Origin of the sequence: Pseudomonas sp. DY-1 (assembly GCF_003626975.1) — a bacterium.
In the GTDB taxonomy this organism is placed as follows: domain Bacteria; phylum Pseudomonadota; class Gammaproteobacteria; order Pseudomonadales; family Pseudomonadaceae; genus Metapseudomonas.
Genome location: NZ_CP032616.1, coordinates 1,256,915 through 1,275,521, shown reverse-complemented (window position 1 = coordinate 1,275,521; position 18,607 = coordinate 1,256,915). Strand labels below are relative to the sequence as shown.

Sequence of the window (18,607 nt, the reverse complement as noted above, 5' to 3'; positions counted from 1 at the left end):
CAGCGCCGTCGGAAGCGTTCGACGGCGCTGCGCGCAAGTATCAGTGTCCGGCGCTCTGACCACCATCGACGTGCAGGATTTCACCGGTGACGAAACCGGCGTTGTCCAGATAGACGACGGCCTGGACGATATCGCTGGTCTCGCCCATGTGTCCGACCGGGTGCAGCCGGCCCAGCGCCTCATGGGTTTCCTCGCCGTGCATCGGGGTCTTGATGATGCCGGGAGAGACCGCGTTCACACGGATACCGCGCTTGGCGTATTCGATGGCCAGGGACCTGGTCGCCGCGTTGATGCCTCCTTTGGTCAACGACGCCAGTACCGACGGCACACCTTCGATGGCGTGGTCGACCAGGCTCGTGGTGATGCTGACGACGTGGCCGCTGCCCTGTTTCTCCATCTCGGTGATCGCGAGCTGGGAAATGTAGAAGAAACCACCGAGGTTCACCCCCAGTACAGCGGCGTAGTCTTCGCGGGAGTAGTCGGTAAAGGGTTTGGCGACGAAGATTCCGGCGTTGTTCACCAGGGTGTCGATACGGCCAAAGCGCGCGATACCTTCACCGATCACTCGCTCGGCGGTCGCAGGGTCGGCGATGTCACCCGCCACGGTGAGGATATCCGGGTCGCTGGATGGCTTGATCGAACGCGACGTGGCGACAATCCGGTAATCGAGATCGCGGAAGGCTTTGACCACAGCCGCACCGATGCCTTGGGATGCGCCTGTGACAACAACGACTTTTCTTGCATTGCTCATGATGAACCTCCAGGTACACGGGGGTTGGGAAGAACGGTTGATCAGGCTTCGGCTGGGGTCCGCGCCATTTGCCGCAGGACTTGCTCGTAGTACTCGACGGACTGCGAACCGGACACCAGGTGGCGGCCGTTGAGGATCAAGGCCGGTACCGAACTGATGCCACGAACTTGGCAGAACGCTTCAAGCTCACGCACCTCGCTGGCAAACGCCCCGGTTGCCAGCACCTCTCTCGCACGCACCGCATCGAGCCCCGCTTCGGCCGCCAGATGCACCAATGTCTCCTGATCACTCGGGTTCTGGCCGTCGGTGAAGTAGGCGCGAAGCAGGACTTTCTTGAGATCGATTTGCCGCCCTTCCTGCCACGCCCAGAACAACAGCCGATGGGCATCGAAGGTGTTGTAGAAGTGGCTGCGCTTCTCCAGGTCGAACTGGAATCCGATGGCCTGGCCACGGGCGATCACCATTTCGTTTCTTGCGGCAACTTCTTCGGCGCTACGCCCATACTTGCGCATCATGTGCCTGGTCGCAGGCTCGCCTTCGGGCGGCATATCCGGATTCAACTCGAACGGCTTGAATGTCAGTTCGACCAGCACTTCGCCGGCCAGATTCTCGATGGCCTGGTCTAGCGCCGCTGCGCCTAGAGCGCACCAGGGGCACACCACGTCGGAAACGAACTCGATGTTCACGTACGGAGTCATGACTGAGCCTCCGCAGTTTTTTTGCGGTATTCAGTGGTGGTCACGTTGAAAAACGGCATGACAGCTCTCCTGCGACCTCCCATCGGCATGATGGGCAGGTGTTGGAGGCGAATTTAGGGCGCTGACTCAGGGGGATAAAGACGGGGTTTTGAACATCATTAGTGACGTGATGTAACGAGTCGGTGTGGTTCTCGACTGAGGGAAACTTCATTTGAGCTCGCTAAGTGCCAACAGATTAGGCGGTTCAGTGCCTCGCACTTCAGCGGTTTCCGTTCGGTGCGCAGCGCAGCCTGCCGCCGCAATGGCAGCAGGTCCATGGCCTCATGCCGCGTGGTCGAGGGACTGCTTCAGCTCGCGCTTGCGGTTTTCCATGTGCTTGCCCAGCTCTTCCAGCTCGGACTTCTTCAGCAACTTTGCCGCGTTGGGAAACATGTCCTGCTCTTCTTCCTGGAGGTGGTGCTCCAGCAATTCCTTGAGCACCTTGATCCGGCCGGAGAATTGCACGGAGTCGGCCGGCGTTTTCAGCAGGTCGGGCAGCACCAGGCTGTCCACGGTGCGATGTTCTTCCATGGCTTCGTAGAACATCTTCTGTTCTTCCTTGCCACCTGCTTTCACATAAGCCGGATAGAAGATCCGTTCCTCGATTTCGGTGTGCACAGCAAGCTCGCCGCTGATCCGGTTCAGCAGCTCCATCCGCGTCTTCACACCGCGTTCGGTGGTGGCGCTGAGCTTCTCCAGCAATTGCCTGACCACTGCATGGTCCTGTTTCAACAGTGTGATCGCATTCATGTCCTTCTCCTGGCTATTCGACGGTCATCCACCAGTGGGCAGATATGTTGCTGACCGGTGCCCCGACGGGGAGTTCGAGTTAATGGGCGAAAGGCGGTGCTGAGGCGGGTGCCTTGGAATGAGCTGACGATTGATCCCGGACGAGCATTGACGCGAGGGTGGAACATTGAAGCGGCAGCATTGGCCGCCGCTTCGATCAAAGCGACGGTGATCAGTTGTTGCGTCCGCCGCCACCGCCTTGCTGGCCGCCTTTGCGACCGGTATCAGCAGGGGTACGTTCCGGCTCTTTCTTGATGTTGCCGCCATCTTGCTGGCCGCCTTTTCTTCCTGCTTCGGATGCGCGGTCACGATCCTCGGTGAAGCTGCCTTTACCGCCTTTTTGTTCGTTCATGGTCGTTATCTCCGGATGGTTGGGGTGAAGAGAATGCGCGTGGCATTCCCCTAGTCCGAACCGACCCGTCGCTCAAACGTTCAGTTTCATTTCGCTCCTGGCCCTGCAGGACATTGCAGACCCGCCGGGCATTCCAGCATCAGTTCGCCATCAGAATGCCGGGGTTGAATGTTCGCTTTCCTTTCCTTGCTCGTGCCGAAGCCCGCGCAAGTCCTTGACATCGCAAGGGCGTCCGGAGAATCAAAACGGTCGTTTCTATTTCTGACCAATTGGCCAGCATATGGCGGGAGCTAATGAAAGGAATCCCTGTGCCATGCGAAAACGGTCTGAGCGCGGGGGCGACCTCTACCTGTTCAACCATTGACTACCGTGCCGCCATTCACGCGCAGCACCTGTCCGTTCTTGCAAGAGGAGTCGCTGCTGGCCAGGTAGACATAGGCCGGTGCTACTGCGGAAGGCTGCCCGGCGCAATAGGCTGCCGACAAGTACTGCGGGGCTGGCTGCATGTCGGACTCCAGTCCCGGTTGGCGGTCCTGGTGCTGCGGCGGAAGGTTTTTTAAGGCCAGGTAGGTTACCTCCGGTAGAGCGCGGGTTGGCGAGCCCTCGGCGGGACCGGCTTACCGCCCAGGAGGGCTCGGCCACCGGGGGGGCCTGGGGTTGTGAGGACGGCAGCGCGCTTAGGTTCGAACTGCCTTCGCGCGCAGGGCCCGCAAACTTTCTTGAACTTCCCTCGTGCCCTCCTCTTCTACCGAGCGTGACCTTCACGAATTGAGGATCTCACCATGACTCATTCGCTCAAACACCTGATAGTCGTGTTGTGCGCAGTGCTGGCGCTTGCTCCTTCGGTGCAGGCCAAGGATGAGATCAGCCCACAAGACTTCGTTGGTCAGGCATCAGCCGCCAGCCTCGCCGAAGTCGAGTCCGGCAAGCTGGCGCTGCAAAAAGGCACTAGTGAGGAGGTCAAGACATTCGCGCGGATGATGGTCGACGACCACTCGGCAGCCAACGAACAACTCCAGGCCCTGGCGAGCAAGCAGGACCTGAAGATATCCGAAGCTCCCAGCCTGACTGAACAGGCCAAGGCGAAAATTCTGCAAATGCGCGGTGACGCATCCTTCGACAAGGCCTATGCCAACAACCAGATCGAAGCGCACAAGGCCGCCGTTGAACTCTTCCACACTGCAGCCAATTCCGAAGACGAAACCATCCGCGACTTTGCCTCCAGGATGCTGCCCAAGCTGGAAGAGCACCTGAAGATGGTGCAGAGCCTCGCCGTCGACGTGGGTGCCCGTGAGTAGGTCGGACGCTTTGTCCGAGTACGCTTCCATTGGAGGCCCAGCCATGAACGAGGAGCACCGCTTCCAGAGTTGCATCGCCGCCTGCAGCAGCTGCGCCACCGCATGTGAAAGCTGCATGGCGGCCTGTCTCAGCGAAGAACGTGCGGCCACCCTCACCCGCTGTATTCAGCTGTGCCGTGATTGCGCCGATATCTGTCACTCCTGTGCCTCACTGATGATTCGCGAGAGCGAATACGCATCGGCCATGTGCCACGTGTGCCTGGTCGTCTGCATCGACTGCGGCGAGGAGTGCGCGGTTCATGGCAACAACCATTGCCAGGAGTGCGCCAGGGCCTGCCAGCTCTGCGCCGAGGAATGCGAACTCATGGCAGACTGGCACGGCGCCGCACCGCTTCCCTGACACCCGAGGAGAAACGCCATGGGTACCGAAGAACGGCCGATTCCCGAACAGCCCCTTATCGACGATCCGGGAAACGAAGACCCCGGCTCCCAGATCGAGCGGGAAGAACCTCCAGGGGTGATACCCGATAGTCCCCCACGCGAAGATCCCGACCCGCGCATCCCGGACAGCGACAAGGAGCGTCGCGCACACGGCTGAGCACAGCGGATTCGGAGTGGGGTTGATCGGCTGGCCGTGCAGCAAGACGGGCGGATCAGTGTGATCAGTTCGTAGCGATATGCCGCGAGTGTTCCAGCTTGCGGCGGGCCACCAGGGTTTTCGCTGCGGTCATGTGTAGCCCACCGCCGTAATAGGTCGGCAGTTCCCGAGACACCCAATCGATGCCGCGCGCGTGCCAGATAGCCTCGCCGCTGGCAAGCTTCATCTCGCGTTGTAGCTCCCGAATTATCCCGCGCGCGCAGTCCTCGTCATGCAGCGCGCGGCCGCTGATGGCCTTGCGCAAGGGATGCCCGGTTTCGTCTGTCAGCACGAGCAGCAGCGTTCCGTCGGGTCGGGACTTGAGGTCCACCTGGAACTGTGAAAAGGCTTCGGTGAATAGATTCAAAAAATTCATTTGGGAGCTCCCTGTCTGGTGGCGCGGTTCCTTCATCCAGCATTAGTCGTGCCTGGCCCACAAATGGAAACATTCGCGCTGGAACGGCAGTCCCGCCCTCACCGATGACCTCTCGCCAATTGCGATTTGCATGATCGCCGCCACAGTTCCTTGCATCCTGCATGAGCCGTCTGTCTCGCCATTTGCAAGGTTGAACCCCGGGCTGCGGATGGGATTCGGAGTAGGAGCCACTCCGGATTCCACGAGGTGATCGGGGCACTCAACCACGCAAGGGCCAGGCAACGGGAAATGCTTCACGAGAAATCTTCCGCCAGCGCTTCCAGGAATCCTTCGCCGACTGGCGTATTTTGCCGAACGGGACGCATTGCAACGGATCGAAGCCATTGCCCGGGAGAGCTACCAGGGAGGCGCGTCGAGCACTCTCCGACTGGCTCGACTGGATGGGCTTCGTGGATGCGGGAATCCACGCTCGGCTCGAGCCCTACATTGGCTACTTCAAACCCTATGCGACCAGCCACGAAGAGCTGGACAACGATCTGGCCCTGCAACAAGAAGTACGCATTGTCGCCCAGGCAGTCATGCGGACCGCGGCCGAGGCCAGGGCGGGCAATCTCGCCTGTCCACGGCGCGGGTTACAAGCGCCACGACCGAAGTGATGCGTACCCTCCTCTACCCGCCGGATGTCCGGCGGGAAAAGGCAGAGGATGCGTCGGCGAATCTTGATCATGGACGTCAGCTCCGTACCTGGTTGGGGGATCAGGAATGCTGACTGCCACTTAACTTGCTGGTTCAAGGAAAGCTCTCAGCGGATGCGTCTTGGCGAGTTCCGAGATCAATGCACGTCCACCGATTGCCGGTCGACCATCCGCGCCAAAGCCTCACAGGCTTTCCGACATTCCTGGCATTCGGCCATTTCGTGACGCGCGCACTCCCCCGCGCAGAGCCGGCACATTGCGGCGCAGAAGGTGCCGTAACTGGCCACGTAACGGCTCTCCTGTTCCATCAGCACGAGCATCTGCCGACAAGTCTCCATGCATTCGCCGCACAGCTCGCGGCAACGCCGGATGGCCCCGCGTCCGGCCCCGTCCTCCACGAGCAGGAAACGGGTAATGCACAGGGAACAGGCGACGATGCAACGGCTGCATGCTTCGCGACGGGAGTCCATGGCATCAGCTCCGGCGCAGCCGTTCGTAGTAGTACGGCAGGTTGAGCAACGTCTCTCGGACGGCGGCATCGCGAACGTCGCGGGGTTGGCCGTCGAAGCGCAGCATCGCGCCAATCGCACGCATGGTTTCGTCCTCCCTCTGAAAGGCTTACCCATGACCCATGGAAGACCCCCGGCAGGCAAAGTTCAGGTTTTCCCCTGAACGGAGCCCGGCTGAGAAATAAGTCGAACCTAAAGGGAATCCCGCCAGTCAGGAAAAAGTGTGGGGCCCGAGTACGGGGCCACCGCGAACCACAGACGGTTCAAGCCCGGGCACAGGGAAGCAGACGTGCGCGTCCACCGGGTTCGGCAGAAGGGTTGTCGAACCAGGGGATCGCCAACCATGGACCATGACGATTCGGAGCACATTATGGGAACTGCCGTTGCCACGGCCCACGTTGGTGAAGCCACTACCATCGAACCGAGGCCCAAGGCCGAGCTGCACCTGGGAAGTCTGAAAGCGTCCAAGAAACGCATCCTGTTCGTTACGCCGGAACTGGCCGACCTGGTAAAAGTCGGCGGTCTGGGAGATGTCTCGTCAGCGCTGCCGAAAGCACTTTCGGTCCATCACGACATCCGCGTGCTGCTGCCGGGATATCGACAGGTGCTGGAAAGCGGCCATCCCATTCGCGTCGTCGGCCAAGTGAACGGGCTGGCCGCCCTGCCGCCATGTGGCATTGGGCGGATGGACCTGCCCGACGGGCTCATCGTCTATGTGCTGATCTGTCCCGAACTCTACGAGCGAGAGGGCACGCCGTACGGCGATGGCCACGGCAACGACTGGCCGGACAACCACATCCGCTTCGCCCGCCTAGGCCTCGCGGCAGCAGAGATCGCCGCCGGGACGGCCGGCATCAACTGGTGTCCGGAACTTGTCCATGCCAATGACTGGCCGGGCGCACTTGCGCCCGCCTACATGGTCTGGCGCGGCTTGCGTACGCCCTGCGTATTCACCATCCACAACCTCGCCTACCAGGGCCTTTGCGGCCTCCACAGCAGCGCAGAGCTTGGTATCCCGGCCGCGGCGCTCACCTCCGAGGCTCTCGAGTTCTACGGCAAGCTGTCCTTCCTCAAGGCCGGCATCGCCTACTCGAGCCATGTGACCACCGTCAGCGAAACCTACGCCCAGGAAATCACCACACCCCTATTCGGCTGCGGACTGGAGGGCATGCTGCAGGCCAAGGTCAATGACGGCCGATTGAGCGGAATCCTCAACGGCATCGATGAAAGCTGGGAGCCGCGCAGTGACCCGCACCTCGTACAGGGCTTCAGCGCCGGTCGCTGGCAAGGAAAGGAGGCCAATGCCCGCCATGTCCGGGAACGCTTCGACTTGGACATCCACGAGGGGCCGCTGTTCGCCGTGATTTCCCGCCTGGTGCAGCAGAAAGGCATCGACCTGACTCGCGAAGTGGCCGGGCACATAGTCGAGGCCGGTGGCAGCATTGTCGTGATCGGCCAGGGCGAACCGGAGCTGGAACAGGCGATGGTGGACCTGGGCGAACGCCATCCCGGCCGCATCGGCGTGAGCATCGGCTTCGATGAAACCGTGGCACGGCGCATGTTTGCCGGCAGCGACTTCCTGCTCATGCCGTCGCGCTTCGAGCCCTGCGGCCTGAGTCAGATGTATGCCCAATGCTTCGGTTCCCTGCCCATCGCCCGTCGAACCGGTGGGCTGGCGGACACCATCGAGGACGGTGTCACTGGGTTCCACTTCGACGACGCTTCGGTGGACAGCTACCTGGATGCCATCGACCGGGCCCTGGCGGTATACGAACGTCCCGAATTGCTGGATGCCATGCGTACCCACGCCATGGATTCACCCCTCTACTGGGAACGCACGATCTGGGCCTATGACGAGCTATACCAGCGGCTGGTCGACGGCCCTGCCGTCGCGGGGAAAGCAGAGTGCTGACAGCCCCTTTGCATGGCGCCAGGCTGATCGGCCCACATACCACGCGCTTCTCGCTCTGGGCGCCGGATTGCCGCAGCGTTGCCGTGGAATTGATGGACGGGGCCCTGCACCCGCTGGCGGAAGAGCCAGGCGGCTGGTTTGGTGGCGAAGTGGAGTGTTCTGCGGGAACCAGCTACCGCTACATCGTGGACGGTGAACGCCGTGTGCCGGACCCGGCTTCGCGTCGCCAGGCCGGGGATGTCCACGGATTCAGCATGGTGGTTGATCCCGCGACTTATTCGTGGCGCGTGAAAGATTGGCCCGGACGCCCCTGGCACGAAGCAGTGATCTATGAGCTGCATGTCGGGCTGCTGGGAGGCTTCGCCGAAGTGGAAGCCTACCTGCCGACTCTGCTGGCGCTGGGCGTCACGGCGGTGGAGCTAATGCCCCTGGGGGAATTTCCGGGAAAGCGCAACTGGGGCTACGACGGCGTACTGCCTTTTGCCCCCGACTCTTCCTACGGAACGCCGGACGAGCTGCGCAGCTTGGTGGACCGGGCGCACGAGCTGGGACTGATGGTGCTGGTGGACGTGGTCTACAACCACTTCGGCCCGGAAGGTAATTACCTGGGGCACTACGCTGCGGACTTTTTCCGCCGCGACCGTCAGACGCCCTGGGGCGACGCCATTGACTTCCGTAAGCGCGAGGTTCGCGAATTCTTCATCGAGAACGCGTTGATGTGGCTCCAGGACTATCGCATGGATGGATTGCGCATCGATGCGGTACATGCCATCCGCGACATCGCGTTCATGTTGGAACTGGCTGACCGTGTGCGCGCCAGCGCATCGAGAAAACGTCACCTGCATCTCGTGCTGGAGAACGAAGCCAATGAGGCCAGTCTGCTGGAACGGGGCTACGACGCCCAGTGGAACGACGATGCCCACAACGCGCTGCACGTCCTGCTCACCGGTGAACATCACGGCTACTACGAGGACTTCGCCGAAGCCCCTGCCCTCAAGTTGGCCACCTGTCTGGCGGAAGGCTTCGCCTACCAGGGGCAGTCAGACCGCCATGGTTTCCCCCGCGGCGAACCCAGCGTCCATCTACGCCCCGGCGCCTTCGTGTTGTTCCTGCAGAACCACGACCAGGTGGGTAATCGCGCCTATGGCGAACGTTTGCCCGCGCTGGCAGACCTGGATGCCCTGAAGGCGGCCACTGTGCTGTTGCTGCTTTCACCGATGATTCCGCTGCTGTTCATGGGCGAGGAATGGGGTTCGACGCAACCATTCCTCTACTTCACCGACCATCCGCCAGCGCTGGGGGCGGCGGTGCGCGAGGGCCGGCGCAACGAGTTCGCGACGTTCCCGCACTTCAGCGACGCGGTATTGCGGGAGAACATCCCCGACCCCAATGCCGCACGGACCTTCAACCGCTGCCTGCCGGACCTCGATCTGGTCAACCAACTGCGGCACCGGGAATGCCTGGCGTTATACCGCAGCCTGATCAGCCTGCGACATGCCCGCATCATTCCGCGCCTGCCTGGCAGCCATGCGCTGGAGTCCGGCGTCCTGGGCTCGCACGCGGTAAGCGCGGCATGGCGCATGGGTGACGGCGCTCGCCTGGATATCCTGATCAACCTCGGGGAATCTCCCGCGCCCATGGAGCCTGCCGGCAGCAACGCGGAGATTCTCTTTGCCCATCGTATTGAAGGCGCGGACCTGGCCGAGTGCCGGATGCCGCCGCGCAGCGCCTTGGCGTTGCTGGAACCAGCGTGATGAGCGACGTGCAACTGGCGGCACTGGCCAGCGCTGTAGGTTTGCAGCTCGACTGGATGGACGCTGACGGCCAGCCTCAGCGAGTCAGCCCTGAGGTCCAGCGGGCGCTCCTGGAAGCCATGGGTTATGCGGCTCAGTCTCCCCAGCAGATCGCCGGCGGCCTGGTCGAAGCACGCGAACACGAGCAGGCCACCCGCCTCGGCCCACTGATCGTGCTGGACCAGGGCGATCTGCTGTCCCTGGCCGGATCTCATCGCCCTGGCCATGCCTACCAGTTGCATCTGGACGATGGACGGCTGTACGAGGGACGTCTCGATGCGGACTGCCGCCTGCTGGCTCCCGATGCCTGCGGATATCACCAGTTGCGCGTCGGCGACAGCGAGCTCTGTCTCGCAGTCGCTCCACCAGCTTGCCCAAGCGTCCGCGAGCTGCTGGGCCATGCGCAGGCCTGGGGCTTGGCCGCACAATTTTATGCACTGCGCCGGCCCGGTGACGGCGGCCTCGGCGATACCAGCGCTGTGGAGGACCTGGCCCGCAGCGCTGCCCGCCATGGCGCCGACGCGCTGGCCATCAGCCCCGTGCACGCGATGTTCAGCGCGAACGGTGCCCAGTACAGCCCGTACTCTCCCTCTAGTCGCCTGCACTTCAATGTGTTGCATGCTGCCCCGGCCCACGTACTTGGCGATGCCGAACTGCAGCGTGCGCTGGCGGCCACCCGCCTTGGCGCCGAGTACGCCCGCCTGGAAGCCTTGCCCCTGCTTGACTGGCCTGCGCTTTCCACCGCACGGATGGCAGTCCTGCGCCAGCTCTACCGGCAGTTCGATGAAGAACAGGGGGTGTTGCGCCAGGACTTCGAGCGCTTCTGTGAAACGAGTGGGGACGCCTTGCTCCTGCACTGCCGGTTCGAAGCACTGCACGGACACATGCTCGCCAATGGCGCTCCCGGCGACTGGCGCTGCTGGCCCGAGCATTTGCGCAATCCTGCCCACGCCGCCGTCCAGCGCTTCGCCCTCGAGCATGCCCGCGAAGTGGAGTTTCACGCCTTCGCCCAATGGCTGGTAGTACGCGGTCTTGAACGAGCACAGATGGCCGCTGTCGGCGCCGGCATGGGCATCGGGTTGATCGCCGATCTCGCTGTGGGCGCGGATTGCTCGGGTAGCCAGGCCTGGGCCTGCCAGGACCAACTGCTGGCTACCATCCGGGTGGGCGCACCGCCGGACATCCTCAATCGTTCCGGCCAGAACTGGGGAGTCTGGGCGTTTTCACCGCTGGGGCTGAAAGAAAACGGTTACCAGGCGTTCATCCAGATGCTCCGTGCCAGCCTCGGCTGCTCCGGTGGTGTCCGCATCGACCATGTCATGGGCCTGCAGCGTCTCTGGGTGATTCCCGAAGGCGCCCGCCCAGAGCAAGGGGCCTACCTGCGCTTTCCCTTCCATGACCTCCTGCGCCTCATCAGCCTGGAGGCCTGGCGTAGCCAGGGCCTGGTGATAGGTGAAGACCTCGGCACCGTTCCCGACGGGCTGCGGGAAGAACTCGCCCGCCGCAACGTGCTGGGTATGCGTGTGCTGTTGTTCGAGCAGCGTGACGGTGAGTTCATTCCGCCCTGCGACTGGCCGCAAGATGCCCTGGCGACCACCAGCACCCATGACCTGCCGACCTTGAACGGCTGGTTCCAGGGCAAGGACATCGATTGGCGCCTGAAAGCCGGCCATTGCGATGCCGAAACGGCCCGCCATAGCCGGGAGATTCGCGAGCGAGAATGCCGGGCGCTGACGGCGGCGTTGCGACTGGAGGGGCATCTCTCTCCTCATGAAGACAGCCGTGAGCGCTGCGTGCAGGGTTGCATCGGCTATGTCGCCGAAACGCCCGCGCCGCTAGTCCTGTTGCCGCTGGAGGACCTGCTGGGAGAGTCCGAACAGGCCAACCTGCCGGGACCGGGTGATGCGCATCCGAACTGGCGTCGCCGCTGGCCGACGACGGCGGCCGAACTGATCGAGCTACCGACGTCGCGCCGCCATCTGGCTTGTCTCACGGAAGGCCGCGACATGCGGCGGGAGGTGCCAGATGAATGAACTGCGCGCCACCCTGCGCTTGCAATTCCATCGCGGCTTCACCCTCGACGCCGCCGTTCCCCTGGTGCCCTACTTTGCCGAACTGGGCATCAGTCATCTGTATTGCTCACCGCTGTTCACGGCCCGTTCCGGGTCCAGTCATGGCTACGACGTGGTGGACCCGACGACCATCAACCCCGAACTCGGTGGCGAGGTCGCCCTGGAGCGGCTGGTGGATGCCCTGCGCCATCGACGCATGGGACTGATCCTCGATCTCGTACCGAACCACATGGCGGTGGGCGGCGACAGCAATCCCTGGTGGCTGGATGTTCTGGAGTGGGGTCAGGAGAGCCCCTATGCGAACTTCTTCGATATCCACTGGCATTCAACGGACCCGCTGCTGGATGGCCAGCTACTCGCGCCCTTCCTGGCCAACGACTACGGCGAGGTGCTGGCCGCTGGCGAGTTGCACCTGGGCTACGACAGCAGCCTTGGCGGTTTTACGGTCCGGCATTTCGAACATCGCTTTCCCCTGTCGCCGCCCACCTGGGGCGAGCTGCTGCGCAGCAGCGGGGACCCTGATCTTTCCGCCCTGGCGCAGGAGTTCGACCGCCTGGCCGACCTTCCCTCCCCTCGCGCCCCTGCGTTGGCTTTGAAAGAAGGACTCGCGCGGCTGCTCGCCGAGCCTGCCCGCAAGGAAGCACTGACCCGCGGGATGACTGGGTACAGCAGCGACAACGATGCCGCCATGCAGCGCCTACACGCGTTGCTGGAACGACAGCCCTATCGACTGGCAAGCTGGCGAACCGCAGCCGACGATATCAACTGGCGGCGCTTCTTCGACATCAATGAACTTGGCGGCCTGCGGGTGGAACGTGCCGAGGTGTTCGAAGCCACCCACGCCAAGCTCTTCGAGCTGATCGAACGCGGACTGGTGGACGGACTGCGCATCGACCACGTGGATGGCCTGGCCAATCCCCGTGGCTATTGCCGACGCCTGCGCCGACGGGTGAACCGCCTGCTGGATGCCCGCCCCCGAACCGCCCCGTTCCCCATCTACGTGGAGAAGATCCTCGGCCACGGCGAGCGCCTGCCCCGCGACTGGGCCGTGGACGGGACCACCGGCTACGACTTCATGAACCAGGTTTCCCTACTGCAGCACGACCCGCTCGGCGAAGCGCGCCTGGGAGCACTCTGGAGCTCCCTCAGCGGTCGCAGCGGAAACTTCCTCGCGGAAGCGCAGGAGGCACGGCGCCTTCTGCTCACGAGCTCCCTGGCGGGCGACGTGGAGACGGTCGCTCAGGGACTCGTGCAGATAGCGCGAGGCAACCTGGTGAGCCGTGACCTGACGCTGGGAGCCATTCGTCGTGCGCTGCTGGAGCTGTTAGTGCATTTTCCGGTCTACCGCACCTACGCCGGTCCCTGTGGGCGCTCGGAGCAGGACCAGGCCCTATTCCAGCAAGCCCTGGAAGGTGCCCGGGCGAACCTGGCCGCGGCCGAATGGCCATTGCTCGATTCCCTCGACCGCTGGCTCGGCGCCGAGCCCCTGCGCGATCTCCCACCTGGCCCCGCACGTCGTTTGCGGCGCCAGGTGTTGCAGCGTTTCCAGCAATTGACCTCGCCGACCGCAGCCAAGGCCGTGGAAGACACCGCCGGCTACCGCTCCGCGGTATTGCTCTCGCGCAACGATGTGGGGTTCGACTCCGAGCGCTTCAGCGCGCCCATGACAGAGTTCCACGACGATTGCCTGGAACGCGCCGCCCTGTTTCCTGCCAGCCTGCTGGCCACCGCCACCCATGACCACAAACGCGGCGAGGACTGCCGCGCTCGCTTGGCTGTGCTGAGCGAACGTTCCAGCTGGTTTCTCGAGGGGATACAGCGCTGGCGGCGTCTGGCCGATCCACTGCGCCTGATCGCCGACCTAGACGAGACCATCGCGCCGGCCGACGAACTGGTGCTGTATCAGTGCCTGCTCGGCAGTTGGCCTCCCGACCTGTCCCTGGACGATGTCGGCGGTATCGGCAGGTACCTCGAGCGCTTGCAGCGCTGGCAGGAAAAATCCCTGCGCGAGGCCCGGCTGCGCAGTAACTGGAGCGCTCCGAACCAAGCCTACGAAGCGGCCTGTCGTATCTTTCTCGCCCGGGTGCTGGAAAGTCCCGAAGCAAAGCCACTGCGCGAAGAACTGGCCGCCGCGGTTGCCGAGCTTGCGCCCGCCGGCGCACTCAACAGCCTGGTTCAATGCCTGCTGCGGATGACTACTCCCGGGGTGCCGGATCTCTATCAGGGCACCGAATTCTGGGACTTCAGCCTGGTGGACCCGGACAACCGTCAGGACGTGGACTTCGCTGCGCGCGTGGCTGCTCTCGCCAGCCGGGAGGCTCCGCAAGAGCTGCTGCACGGCTGGGAGGACGGCCACATCAAGCAGCGGTTGGTAGCGACCGTCCTTAACCTGCGACATAAACAACCGCGCCTGTTCAGCCAGGGCAGCTACGAGCCATTGCAGGTCGAAGGCCCCCAGGCCGCACGGGTTCTGGCCTTTGCGCGCTGGCATGACCTGTACGGGTTGGTGGTCGTGGTGCCGCGCCTGGCAGCGCCTCTTCTGGATGGTCCCTTGCCACAGGTGCCGCCACCGCGCTGGGGAGACACCCGCGTCAGGTTGCCCCGTGTGCTTCGTGCCGGGCGGCTGAGCGGCGCTTTCTCCAGCCGTGACCTCGTTCCCCGGCAGGGCTGCCTGGAAGTTGCCGAGCTGTTGGCGGACTTCCCCGTCAACCTCCTGCTGATCACGCCATCGAATCGGGAGCCCGAGCCATGAGCAGAAATGAAGCACGTATCCGTGAACTTGCGTACCAGATCTGGGAGTCCGAAGGTTGCCCTCAAGGCCAGGCGACGCGTCACTGGGAGTTGGCCTGCATCCTGGCCGAAACGGTGGCAGCGCATTCCGCCGCACCCACCGCCGGCCCACGACGGATTACCAGGCCCTGTCCGGTCCCACTGGATGAGACCCATCCGGGCAAAGCCAGGGTTTCCAAGGCAAGTCCAGTGAGCACACCGTCGGAGCCGAACGCTTGAGAGCGTCCAGGTAGGCAACATGACCCGGCAGCGCCAACGCGCCCCAGAAGTCCAACAGCGCTCGCGTATCAGCGAAGGCCACCCGTTTCCATTGGGCGCGAACTGGGACGGACTGGGCGTCAATTTCTCGATTTTCTCGGCCCACGCAACGCGAGTCGAGCTCTGCCTGTTCGATGCCAAGGGCGAAACCGAGCTGGAACGCATCGAGTTGCCCGAGTACACGGACGAAATCTGGCATGGCTACTTGCCCGACGCCCATCCCGGCCAGATCTATGGCTTTCGCGTGCACGGTCCCTACGAACCGGACGTCGGGCACAGGTTCAACCCGAACAAACTGCTGATCGATCCCTATGCCAAACAGCTGGTCGGACGACTGTGCTGGTCCGAGGCGCTGTTCGGTTATGTGATCGGCTCGCCCGACGCCGATCTCAGCTTCGACACCCGCGACAGTGCCGCCTTCGTGCCGAAGTGCAAAGTCATTGACCGCGCGTTCACCTGGGGCGATCAGCAGCACCGGCGCATTCCCTGGGACAGCACGCTGATCTACGAAACGCACCTGCGGGGAATCAGCATGCGCCACCCGGCAGTACCCGATCACCTTCGCGGCAGCTTTGCCGGATTGATGAATGCCGAGCTGATCCAGCACATCCGTTCCCTGGGCGTTTCCGCCGTGGAGCTCCTCCCGGTGCATGCCTTCTTCGACGACAAGCACCTGCTGGAAAAAGGCATGAGCAATTACTGGGGCTACAACAGCATCGGCTTCTTCGCTCCCCATCCCGGCTACCTCGCCAGCGGCAAGATCAACGAGTTCAAGGAGATGGTGGCCCATCTCCACGATGCCGGCCTGGAGTTGATCCTCGACGTCGTCTACAACCACACCGCCGAAGGCAACGAGCTGGGTCCGACCCTTTCCATGCGCGGCATCGACAACGCCACTTACTATCGGCTGATGCCCGGTGATCGGCGTCACTACATCAATGATTCCGGAACCGGGAACACCCTCGACCTCAGTCATCCCTGCGTACTGCAGATGGTCACCGACTCACTGCGCTACTGGGCGACCGAGATGCACGTCGACGGCTTCCGATTCGACCTCGCCACCATCCTCGCCCGCCATTCCCATGGCTATGAGGAGCGTCACGGCTTTCTCGTCGCTTGCCGCCAGGACCCTGTGCTGAGCCGCCTGAAACTCATCGCCGAGCCATGGGATTGCGGCCCCGGTGGATACCAGGTCGGCGGCTTCCCACCCGGTTGGGCCGAATGGAACGACCGATTCCGCGACACGGTGCGTGCTTTCTGGCGCGGCGACGGCGGAGAGGCCGCCACCCTGGCCAAGCGTCTCACGGCCTCCGGCGATCTGTTCAACCAGCGTGGTCGGCGCCCCTTCGCCTCGGTGAACTTCATCACCGCCCATGACGGCTTCACCCTGCGCGACCTGGTGTCCTACGACCACAAGCACAACGAGGCCAACGGCGAAGACAACCAGGATGGCAGCGACCACAATCTGTCCTGGAACCACGGCTGCGAAGGCCCGACCCATGACCCGCAAATCCGCGCCCTGCGAACGCGACAGATGCGCAACCTGCTCGCCACCCTGATGTTCTCCCAAGGCACGCCCATGCTGCTCGCCGGTGACGAGTTCAGCCGCACGCAGCACGGCAACAACAATGCCTACTGCCAGGACAACGAGATTGGCTGGGTCGACTGGACGCTGGATGAGGAAGGCCGCGACCTGCTGGAGTTCACCCGCCGCCTGGCGAGCCTCCGGCGAGCCTATCCGATCATGCGTCGCTGGCGTTTCCTGGTCGGTCATTACAACGAGGCGCTAGGTGTGAAGGACGTCACCTGGTTGGCTCCCGATGGTGGAGAAATGGCCGAAGAGCACTGGCACGACGAGAACACCCGTTGCATGGGCATGCTCCTGGATGGTCGGGCCCAGCCGACCGGCATACGTCGCAGCGGCGCTGACGCCACGGTGCTGCTGGTGGTCAACGCCCATCACGAATCGGTGAGCTTCAAGCTTCCCGAAGTAACCGGTGGTTCGGGCTGGCACTGCCTTGTGGACACCGACAGTCCCGCCCTGCGAAGCCAGGGCGAACTCCCGTTCGATGAGCCATTCGAGGTCACCGGGCGCTCGCTTGCGCTGTTCGAGCTGGTCCCGCTGACTCCTCAGGGCTGACCGGCACCTCGCCATAAATAGCCTGAACCCTCGGGGTGAGGCCAAGTCGGAACAGAAAGGGCTGATTCGGATGGCCTGGCGATCCGCCAGCGATCCGACAGCCGGAGGAGCCGACCAATGAAAGCCGTGGTTTTTCACGACGTGGGCGATATCCGCCTCGACGAAGTCCCGGACCCGGTGCTCCTGGAGCCGACCGACGCGATCATCCGGCTCACAGCTTCGGCGATCTGCGGTACCGATCTGCACTTCGTTCGTGGGACCGTGAGCGGCATGGTCAAGGGCACCATCCTCGGGCATGAAGGCGTCGGGATCATCGAGGCGCTAGGCACGGACGTCCGCAACCTGGAAATCGGCGATCGCGTTGTCGTCCCGTCAACCATCGCCTGCGGCAACTGTTCCTATTGCCGCGCGGGCTACTACGCCCAATGCGACGACGCCAACCCTAACGGCAAGGAAGCCGGCACGGCCTTCTACGGCGGCCCTGCCAGCAGTGGCCCCTTCCAGGGCCTGCAGGCCGAGATGGCACGCATCCCCCACGCCAATATCGGTCTGGTCAAGCTGCCCACCGGCATCAGCGATGATCAGGCGATCCTCCTTTCCGACATTTTCCCCACCGGGTATTTCGGTGCCGAGCTGGCGGAAGTCACGCCAGGCGACACCGTGGCCGTGTTCGGTTGCGGCCCGGTAGGTCAATTCGCCATCGCCAGTGCCAAATTACTCGGTGCCTCTCGCGTGTTCGCCATCGACAAACACGACGATCGCCTGCGGATGGCGCGCCAGCAAGGCGCGGAGATCATCAACTTCGACCTGGAAGACCCGGTCAAGACGCTGCGCCGCCTCACCCACGGCATCGGGGTGGACCGCGCCATCGATGCGGTGGGCGTGGATGCCGAATGCCCCGCCCACTGCGATTCCACGACCGTGTCCGAGTTCCACCAGGAAATGGCCGAAGTCACCCCTCATTCACACCCCGATGGCGACAACTGGCACCCGGGCACTGCGCCCAGCCAGTCCCTGCGCTGGGCGGTGGAGGCCCTGGCCAAGGCCGGAACCCTCGGCATCATTGGCGTGTATCCGCAACAAGCACGCCGTTTTCCCATCGGAGGAGCTATGAACAAGAACCTGACCATCAACATGGGCAACTGTCACCACCGGCGCTATATCCCGATCCTGATCGAAATGATCCAGGCCGGCCGTATCGATCCGGCCAAGGTGCTTACCCAGATCAAGCCGATGGGAGACGCCATCGAAGCCTTCAAGGCGTTCGACCGCCGCGATAGCGGCTGGATCAAGGTAGAGCTGCAGCCACAGAAGGCTGCGGTCAGCAAGGCTGGGGAAGGAACCGAGCAAGTCGTTCACGAATTGAGCGCTGCCGGCAAACCGGACAAGGTGGCGACCCTGCCCGGCGCGCCAAAGCCGCCGGCCAGCAAGCGCAACGATGCCGAGGACTCGGACCAGCGGCAGGAAAAAACCGAGTCAGCCACCCTGCCGGCAGGTC

16 protein-coding genes and 2 pseudogenes are annotated in these 18,607 nt (G+C 63.2%); 11 read left to right on the top strand and 7 right to left on the bottom strand.

Annotation, left to right across the window (positions count from 1 at the left end; genetic code table 11):
- Positions 1-40: 40 nt before the first annotated feature.
- From D6Z43_RS06170 to D6Z43_RS06150, 5 genes and pseudogenes are all read right to left on the bottom strand, one after another.
- The gene (locus D6Z43_RS06170; protein ID WP_120651108.1) at positions 41-751 is read right to left on the bottom strand and encodes an SDR family NAD(P)-dependent oxidoreductase; all 711 of its coding nucleotides are present in this window, start codon (positions 749-751) and stop codon (positions 41-43) included.
- Positions 752-792: 41 nt separating this feature from the next.
- Positions 793-1,449 carry a DsbA family oxidoreductase gene (locus D6Z43_RS06165; RefSeq protein WP_120651107.1) on the bottom strand — a complete coding sequence of 219 codons (657 nt, stop codon included), beginning with the start codon at positions 1,447-1,449 and terminating at the stop codon, positions 793-795.
- Positions 1,450-1,770: 321 nt separating this feature from the next.
- Positions 1,771-2,238, bottom strand: coding sequence for a hemerythrin domain-containing protein (locus tag D6Z43_RS06160; RefSeq protein WP_120651106.1), 468 nt, complete (start codon positions 2,236-2,238; stop codon positions 1,771-1,773).
- A 211-nt stretch (positions 2,239-2,449) separates the two neighbouring features.
- Positions 2,450-2,629, bottom strand: coding sequence for a general stress protein (locus D6Z43_RS06155; RefSeq protein ID WP_120651105.1), 180 nt, complete (start codon positions 2,627-2,629; stop codon positions 2,450-2,452).
- Between the two features lie 353 nt (positions 2,630-2,982).
- Positions 2,983-3,093, bottom strand: a pseudogene (locus tag D6Z43_RS06150) (NAD(P)-dependent oxidoreductase); the annotation flags it as partial.
- 318 nt (positions 3,094-3,411) lie between these two features.
- On the opposite strand from D6Z43_RS06150, the gene D6Z43_RS06145 reads away from it, so the two are divergent.
- The 3 genes from D6Z43_RS06145 to D6Z43_RS06135 are packed head-to-tail and all read left to right on the top strand — an operon-like array spanning position 3,412 to position 4,525.
- Positions 3,412-3,927: a DUF4142 domain-containing protein gene (locus D6Z43_RS06145; protein ID WP_120651104.1), complete on the top strand. Its 516-nt coding sequence runs from the start codon at positions 3,412-3,414 to the stop codon at positions 3,925-3,927.
- Between the two features lie 43 nt (positions 3,928-3,970).
- Complete coding sequence (locus D6Z43_RS06140) at positions 3,971-4,327, top strand: four-helix bundle copper-binding protein (RefSeq protein ID WP_120651103.1); 357 nt, start codon at positions 3,971-3,973, stop codon at positions 4,325-4,327.
- An 18-nt stretch (positions 4,328-4,345) separates the two neighbouring features.
- The gene (locus tag D6Z43_RS06135; RefSeq protein ID WP_120651102.1) at positions 4,346-4,525 is read left to right on the top strand and encodes a hypothetical protein; all 180 of its coding nucleotides are present in this window, start codon (positions 4,346-4,348) and stop codon (positions 4,523-4,525) included.
- 64 nt (positions 4,526-4,589) lie between these two features.
- On the opposite strand, the gene D6Z43_RS06130 is transcribed toward D6Z43_RS06135, so the two are convergent.
- The gene (locus tag D6Z43_RS06130) at positions 4,590-4,940 is read right to left on the bottom strand and encodes a DUF3509 domain-containing protein (protein WP_120651101.1); all 351 of its coding nucleotides are present in this window, start codon (positions 4,938-4,940) and stop codon (positions 4,590-4,592) included.
- A gap of 383 nt (positions 4,941-5,323) precedes the next feature.
- Between D6Z43_RS06130 and D6Z43_RS28085 the strand changes: the two genes are divergently transcribed.
- Positions 5,324-5,596, top strand: a complete 273-nt coding sequence (locus D6Z43_RS28085) for a hypothetical protein (RefSeq protein ID WP_178083599.1) — start codon at positions 5,324-5,326, stop codon at positions 5,594-5,596.
- A 176-nt stretch (positions 5,597-5,772) separates the two neighbouring features.
- Here the strand turns inward: D6Z43_RS28085 and D6Z43_RS06120 are convergent, their stop codons facing one another.
- A complete protein-coding gene (locus D6Z43_RS06120; protein WP_120651100.1) occupies positions 5,773-6,105 on the bottom strand; it encodes a four-helix bundle copper-binding protein in 333 nt (110 codons plus the stop codon).
- 409 nt (positions 6,106-6,514) lie between these two features.
- Here D6Z43_RS06120 and glgA point away from each other — a divergent pair, with 409 nt between their 5' ends.
- The 7 genes and pseudogenes from glgA to D6Z43_RS06085 form a co-directional block, all read left to right on the top strand.
- Positions 6,515-8,056 carry a glycogen synthase GlgA gene (gene glgA / locus D6Z43_RS06115; protein WP_120651099.1) on the top strand — a complete coding sequence of 514 codons (1,542 nt, stop codon included), beginning with the start codon at positions 6,515-6,517 and terminating at the stop codon, positions 8,054-8,056.
- Positions 8,050-9,810, top strand: coding sequence for a malto-oligosyltrehalose trehalohydrolase (gene treZ / locus D6Z43_RS06110; RefSeq protein WP_120651098.1), 1,761 nt, complete (start codon positions 8,050-8,052; stop codon positions 9,808-9,810). Before glgA ends, treZ begins: the two co-directional genes overlap by 7 nt.
- Positions 9,810-11,882, top strand: a complete 2,073-nt coding sequence (gene malQ / locus D6Z43_RS06105) for a 4-alpha-glucanotransferase (protein WP_120651097.1) — start codon at positions 9,810-9,812, stop codon at positions 11,880-11,882. Before treZ ends, malQ begins: the two co-directional genes overlap by 1 nt.
- Positions 11,875-14,673, top strand: coding sequence for a malto-oligosyltrehalose synthase (locus D6Z43_RS06100; protein ID WP_120651096.1), 2,799 nt, complete (start codon positions 11,875-11,877; stop codon positions 14,671-14,673). Before malQ ends, D6Z43_RS06100 begins: the two co-directional genes overlap by 8 nt.
- A complete protein-coding gene (locus tag D6Z43_RS28685) occupies positions 14,670-14,930 on the top strand; it encodes a DUF2934 domain-containing protein (protein ID WP_120651095.1) in 261 nt (86 codons plus the stop codon). The genes D6Z43_RS06100 and D6Z43_RS28685 overlap by 4 nt, the downstream gene beginning before the upstream one ends.
- Before the next feature lie 19 nt (positions 14,931-14,949).
- A complete protein-coding gene (gene glgX, locus D6Z43_RS06090; RefSeq protein WP_120651094.1) occupies positions 14,950-17,109 on the top strand; it encodes a glycogen debranching protein GlgX in 2,160 nt (719 codons plus the stop codon).
- A gap of 117 nt (positions 17,110-17,226) precedes the next feature.
- Positions 17,227-18,492 (top strand): annotated as a pseudogene (locus D6Z43_RS06085) (zinc-dependent alcohol dehydrogenase); the annotation flags it as partial.
- Positions 18,493-18,607: the final 115 nt, after the last annotated feature.

What these genes read in the sequence shown, in the direction of transcription:
- D6Z43_RS06170 (WP_120651108.1), bottom strand. Translation starts at nt 751, where the DNA reads ATGAGCAATGCAAGAAAAGTCGTTGTTGTCACAGGCGCATCCCAAGGC.
- D6Z43_RS06165 (WP_120651107.1), bottom strand. Translation starts at nt 1,449, where the DNA reads ATGACTCCGTACGTGAACATCGAGTTCGTTTCCGACGTGGTGTGCCCC.
- D6Z43_RS06160 (WP_120651106.1), bottom strand. Translation starts at nt 2,238, where the DNA reads ATGAATGCGATCACACTGTTGAAACAGGACCATGCAGTGGTCAGGCAA.
- D6Z43_RS06155 (WP_120651105.1), bottom strand. Translation starts at nt 2,629, where the DNA reads ATGAACGAACAAAAAGGCGGTAAAGGCAGCTTCACCGAGGATCGTGAC.
- D6Z43_RS06145 (WP_120651104.1), top strand. Translation starts at nt 3,412, where the DNA reads ATGACTCATTCGCTCAAACACCTGATAGTCGTGTTGTGCGCAGTGCTG.
- D6Z43_RS06140 (WP_120651103.1), top strand. Translation starts at nt 3,971, where the DNA reads ATGAACGAGGAGCACCGCTTCCAGAGTTGCATCGCCGCCTGCAGCAGC.
- D6Z43_RS06135 (WP_120651102.1), top strand. Translation starts at nt 4,346, where the DNA reads ATGGGTACCGAAGAACGGCCGATTCCCGAACAGCCCCTTATCGACGAT.
- D6Z43_RS06130 (WP_120651101.1), bottom strand. Translation starts at nt 4,940, where the DNA reads ATGAATTTTTTGAATCTATTCACCGAAGCCTTTTCACAGTTCCAGGTG.
- D6Z43_RS06120 (WP_120651100.1), bottom strand. Translation starts at nt 6,105, where the DNA reads ATGGACTCCCGTCGCGAAGCATGCAGCCGTTGCATCGTCGCCTGTTCC.
- glgA (WP_120651099.1), top strand. Translation starts at nt 6,515, where the DNA reads ATGGGAACTGCCGTTGCCACGGCCCACGTTGGTGAAGCCACTACCATC.
- malQ (WP_120651097.1), top strand. Translation starts at nt 9,810, where the DNA reads ATGAGCGACGTGCAACTGGCGGCACTGGCCAGCGCTGTAGGTTTGCAG.
- D6Z43_RS06100 (WP_120651096.1), top strand. Translation starts at nt 11,875, where the DNA reads ATGAATGAACTGCGCGCCACCCTGCGCTTGCAATTCCATCGCGGCTTC.
- D6Z43_RS28685 (WP_120651095.1), top strand. Translation starts at nt 14,670, where the DNA reads ATGAGCAGAAATGAAGCACGTATCCGTGAACTTGCGTACCAGATCTGG.
- glgX (WP_120651094.1), top strand. Translation starts at nt 14,950, where the DNA reads ATGACCCGGCAGCGCCAACGCGCCCCAGAAGTCCAACAGCGCTCGCGT.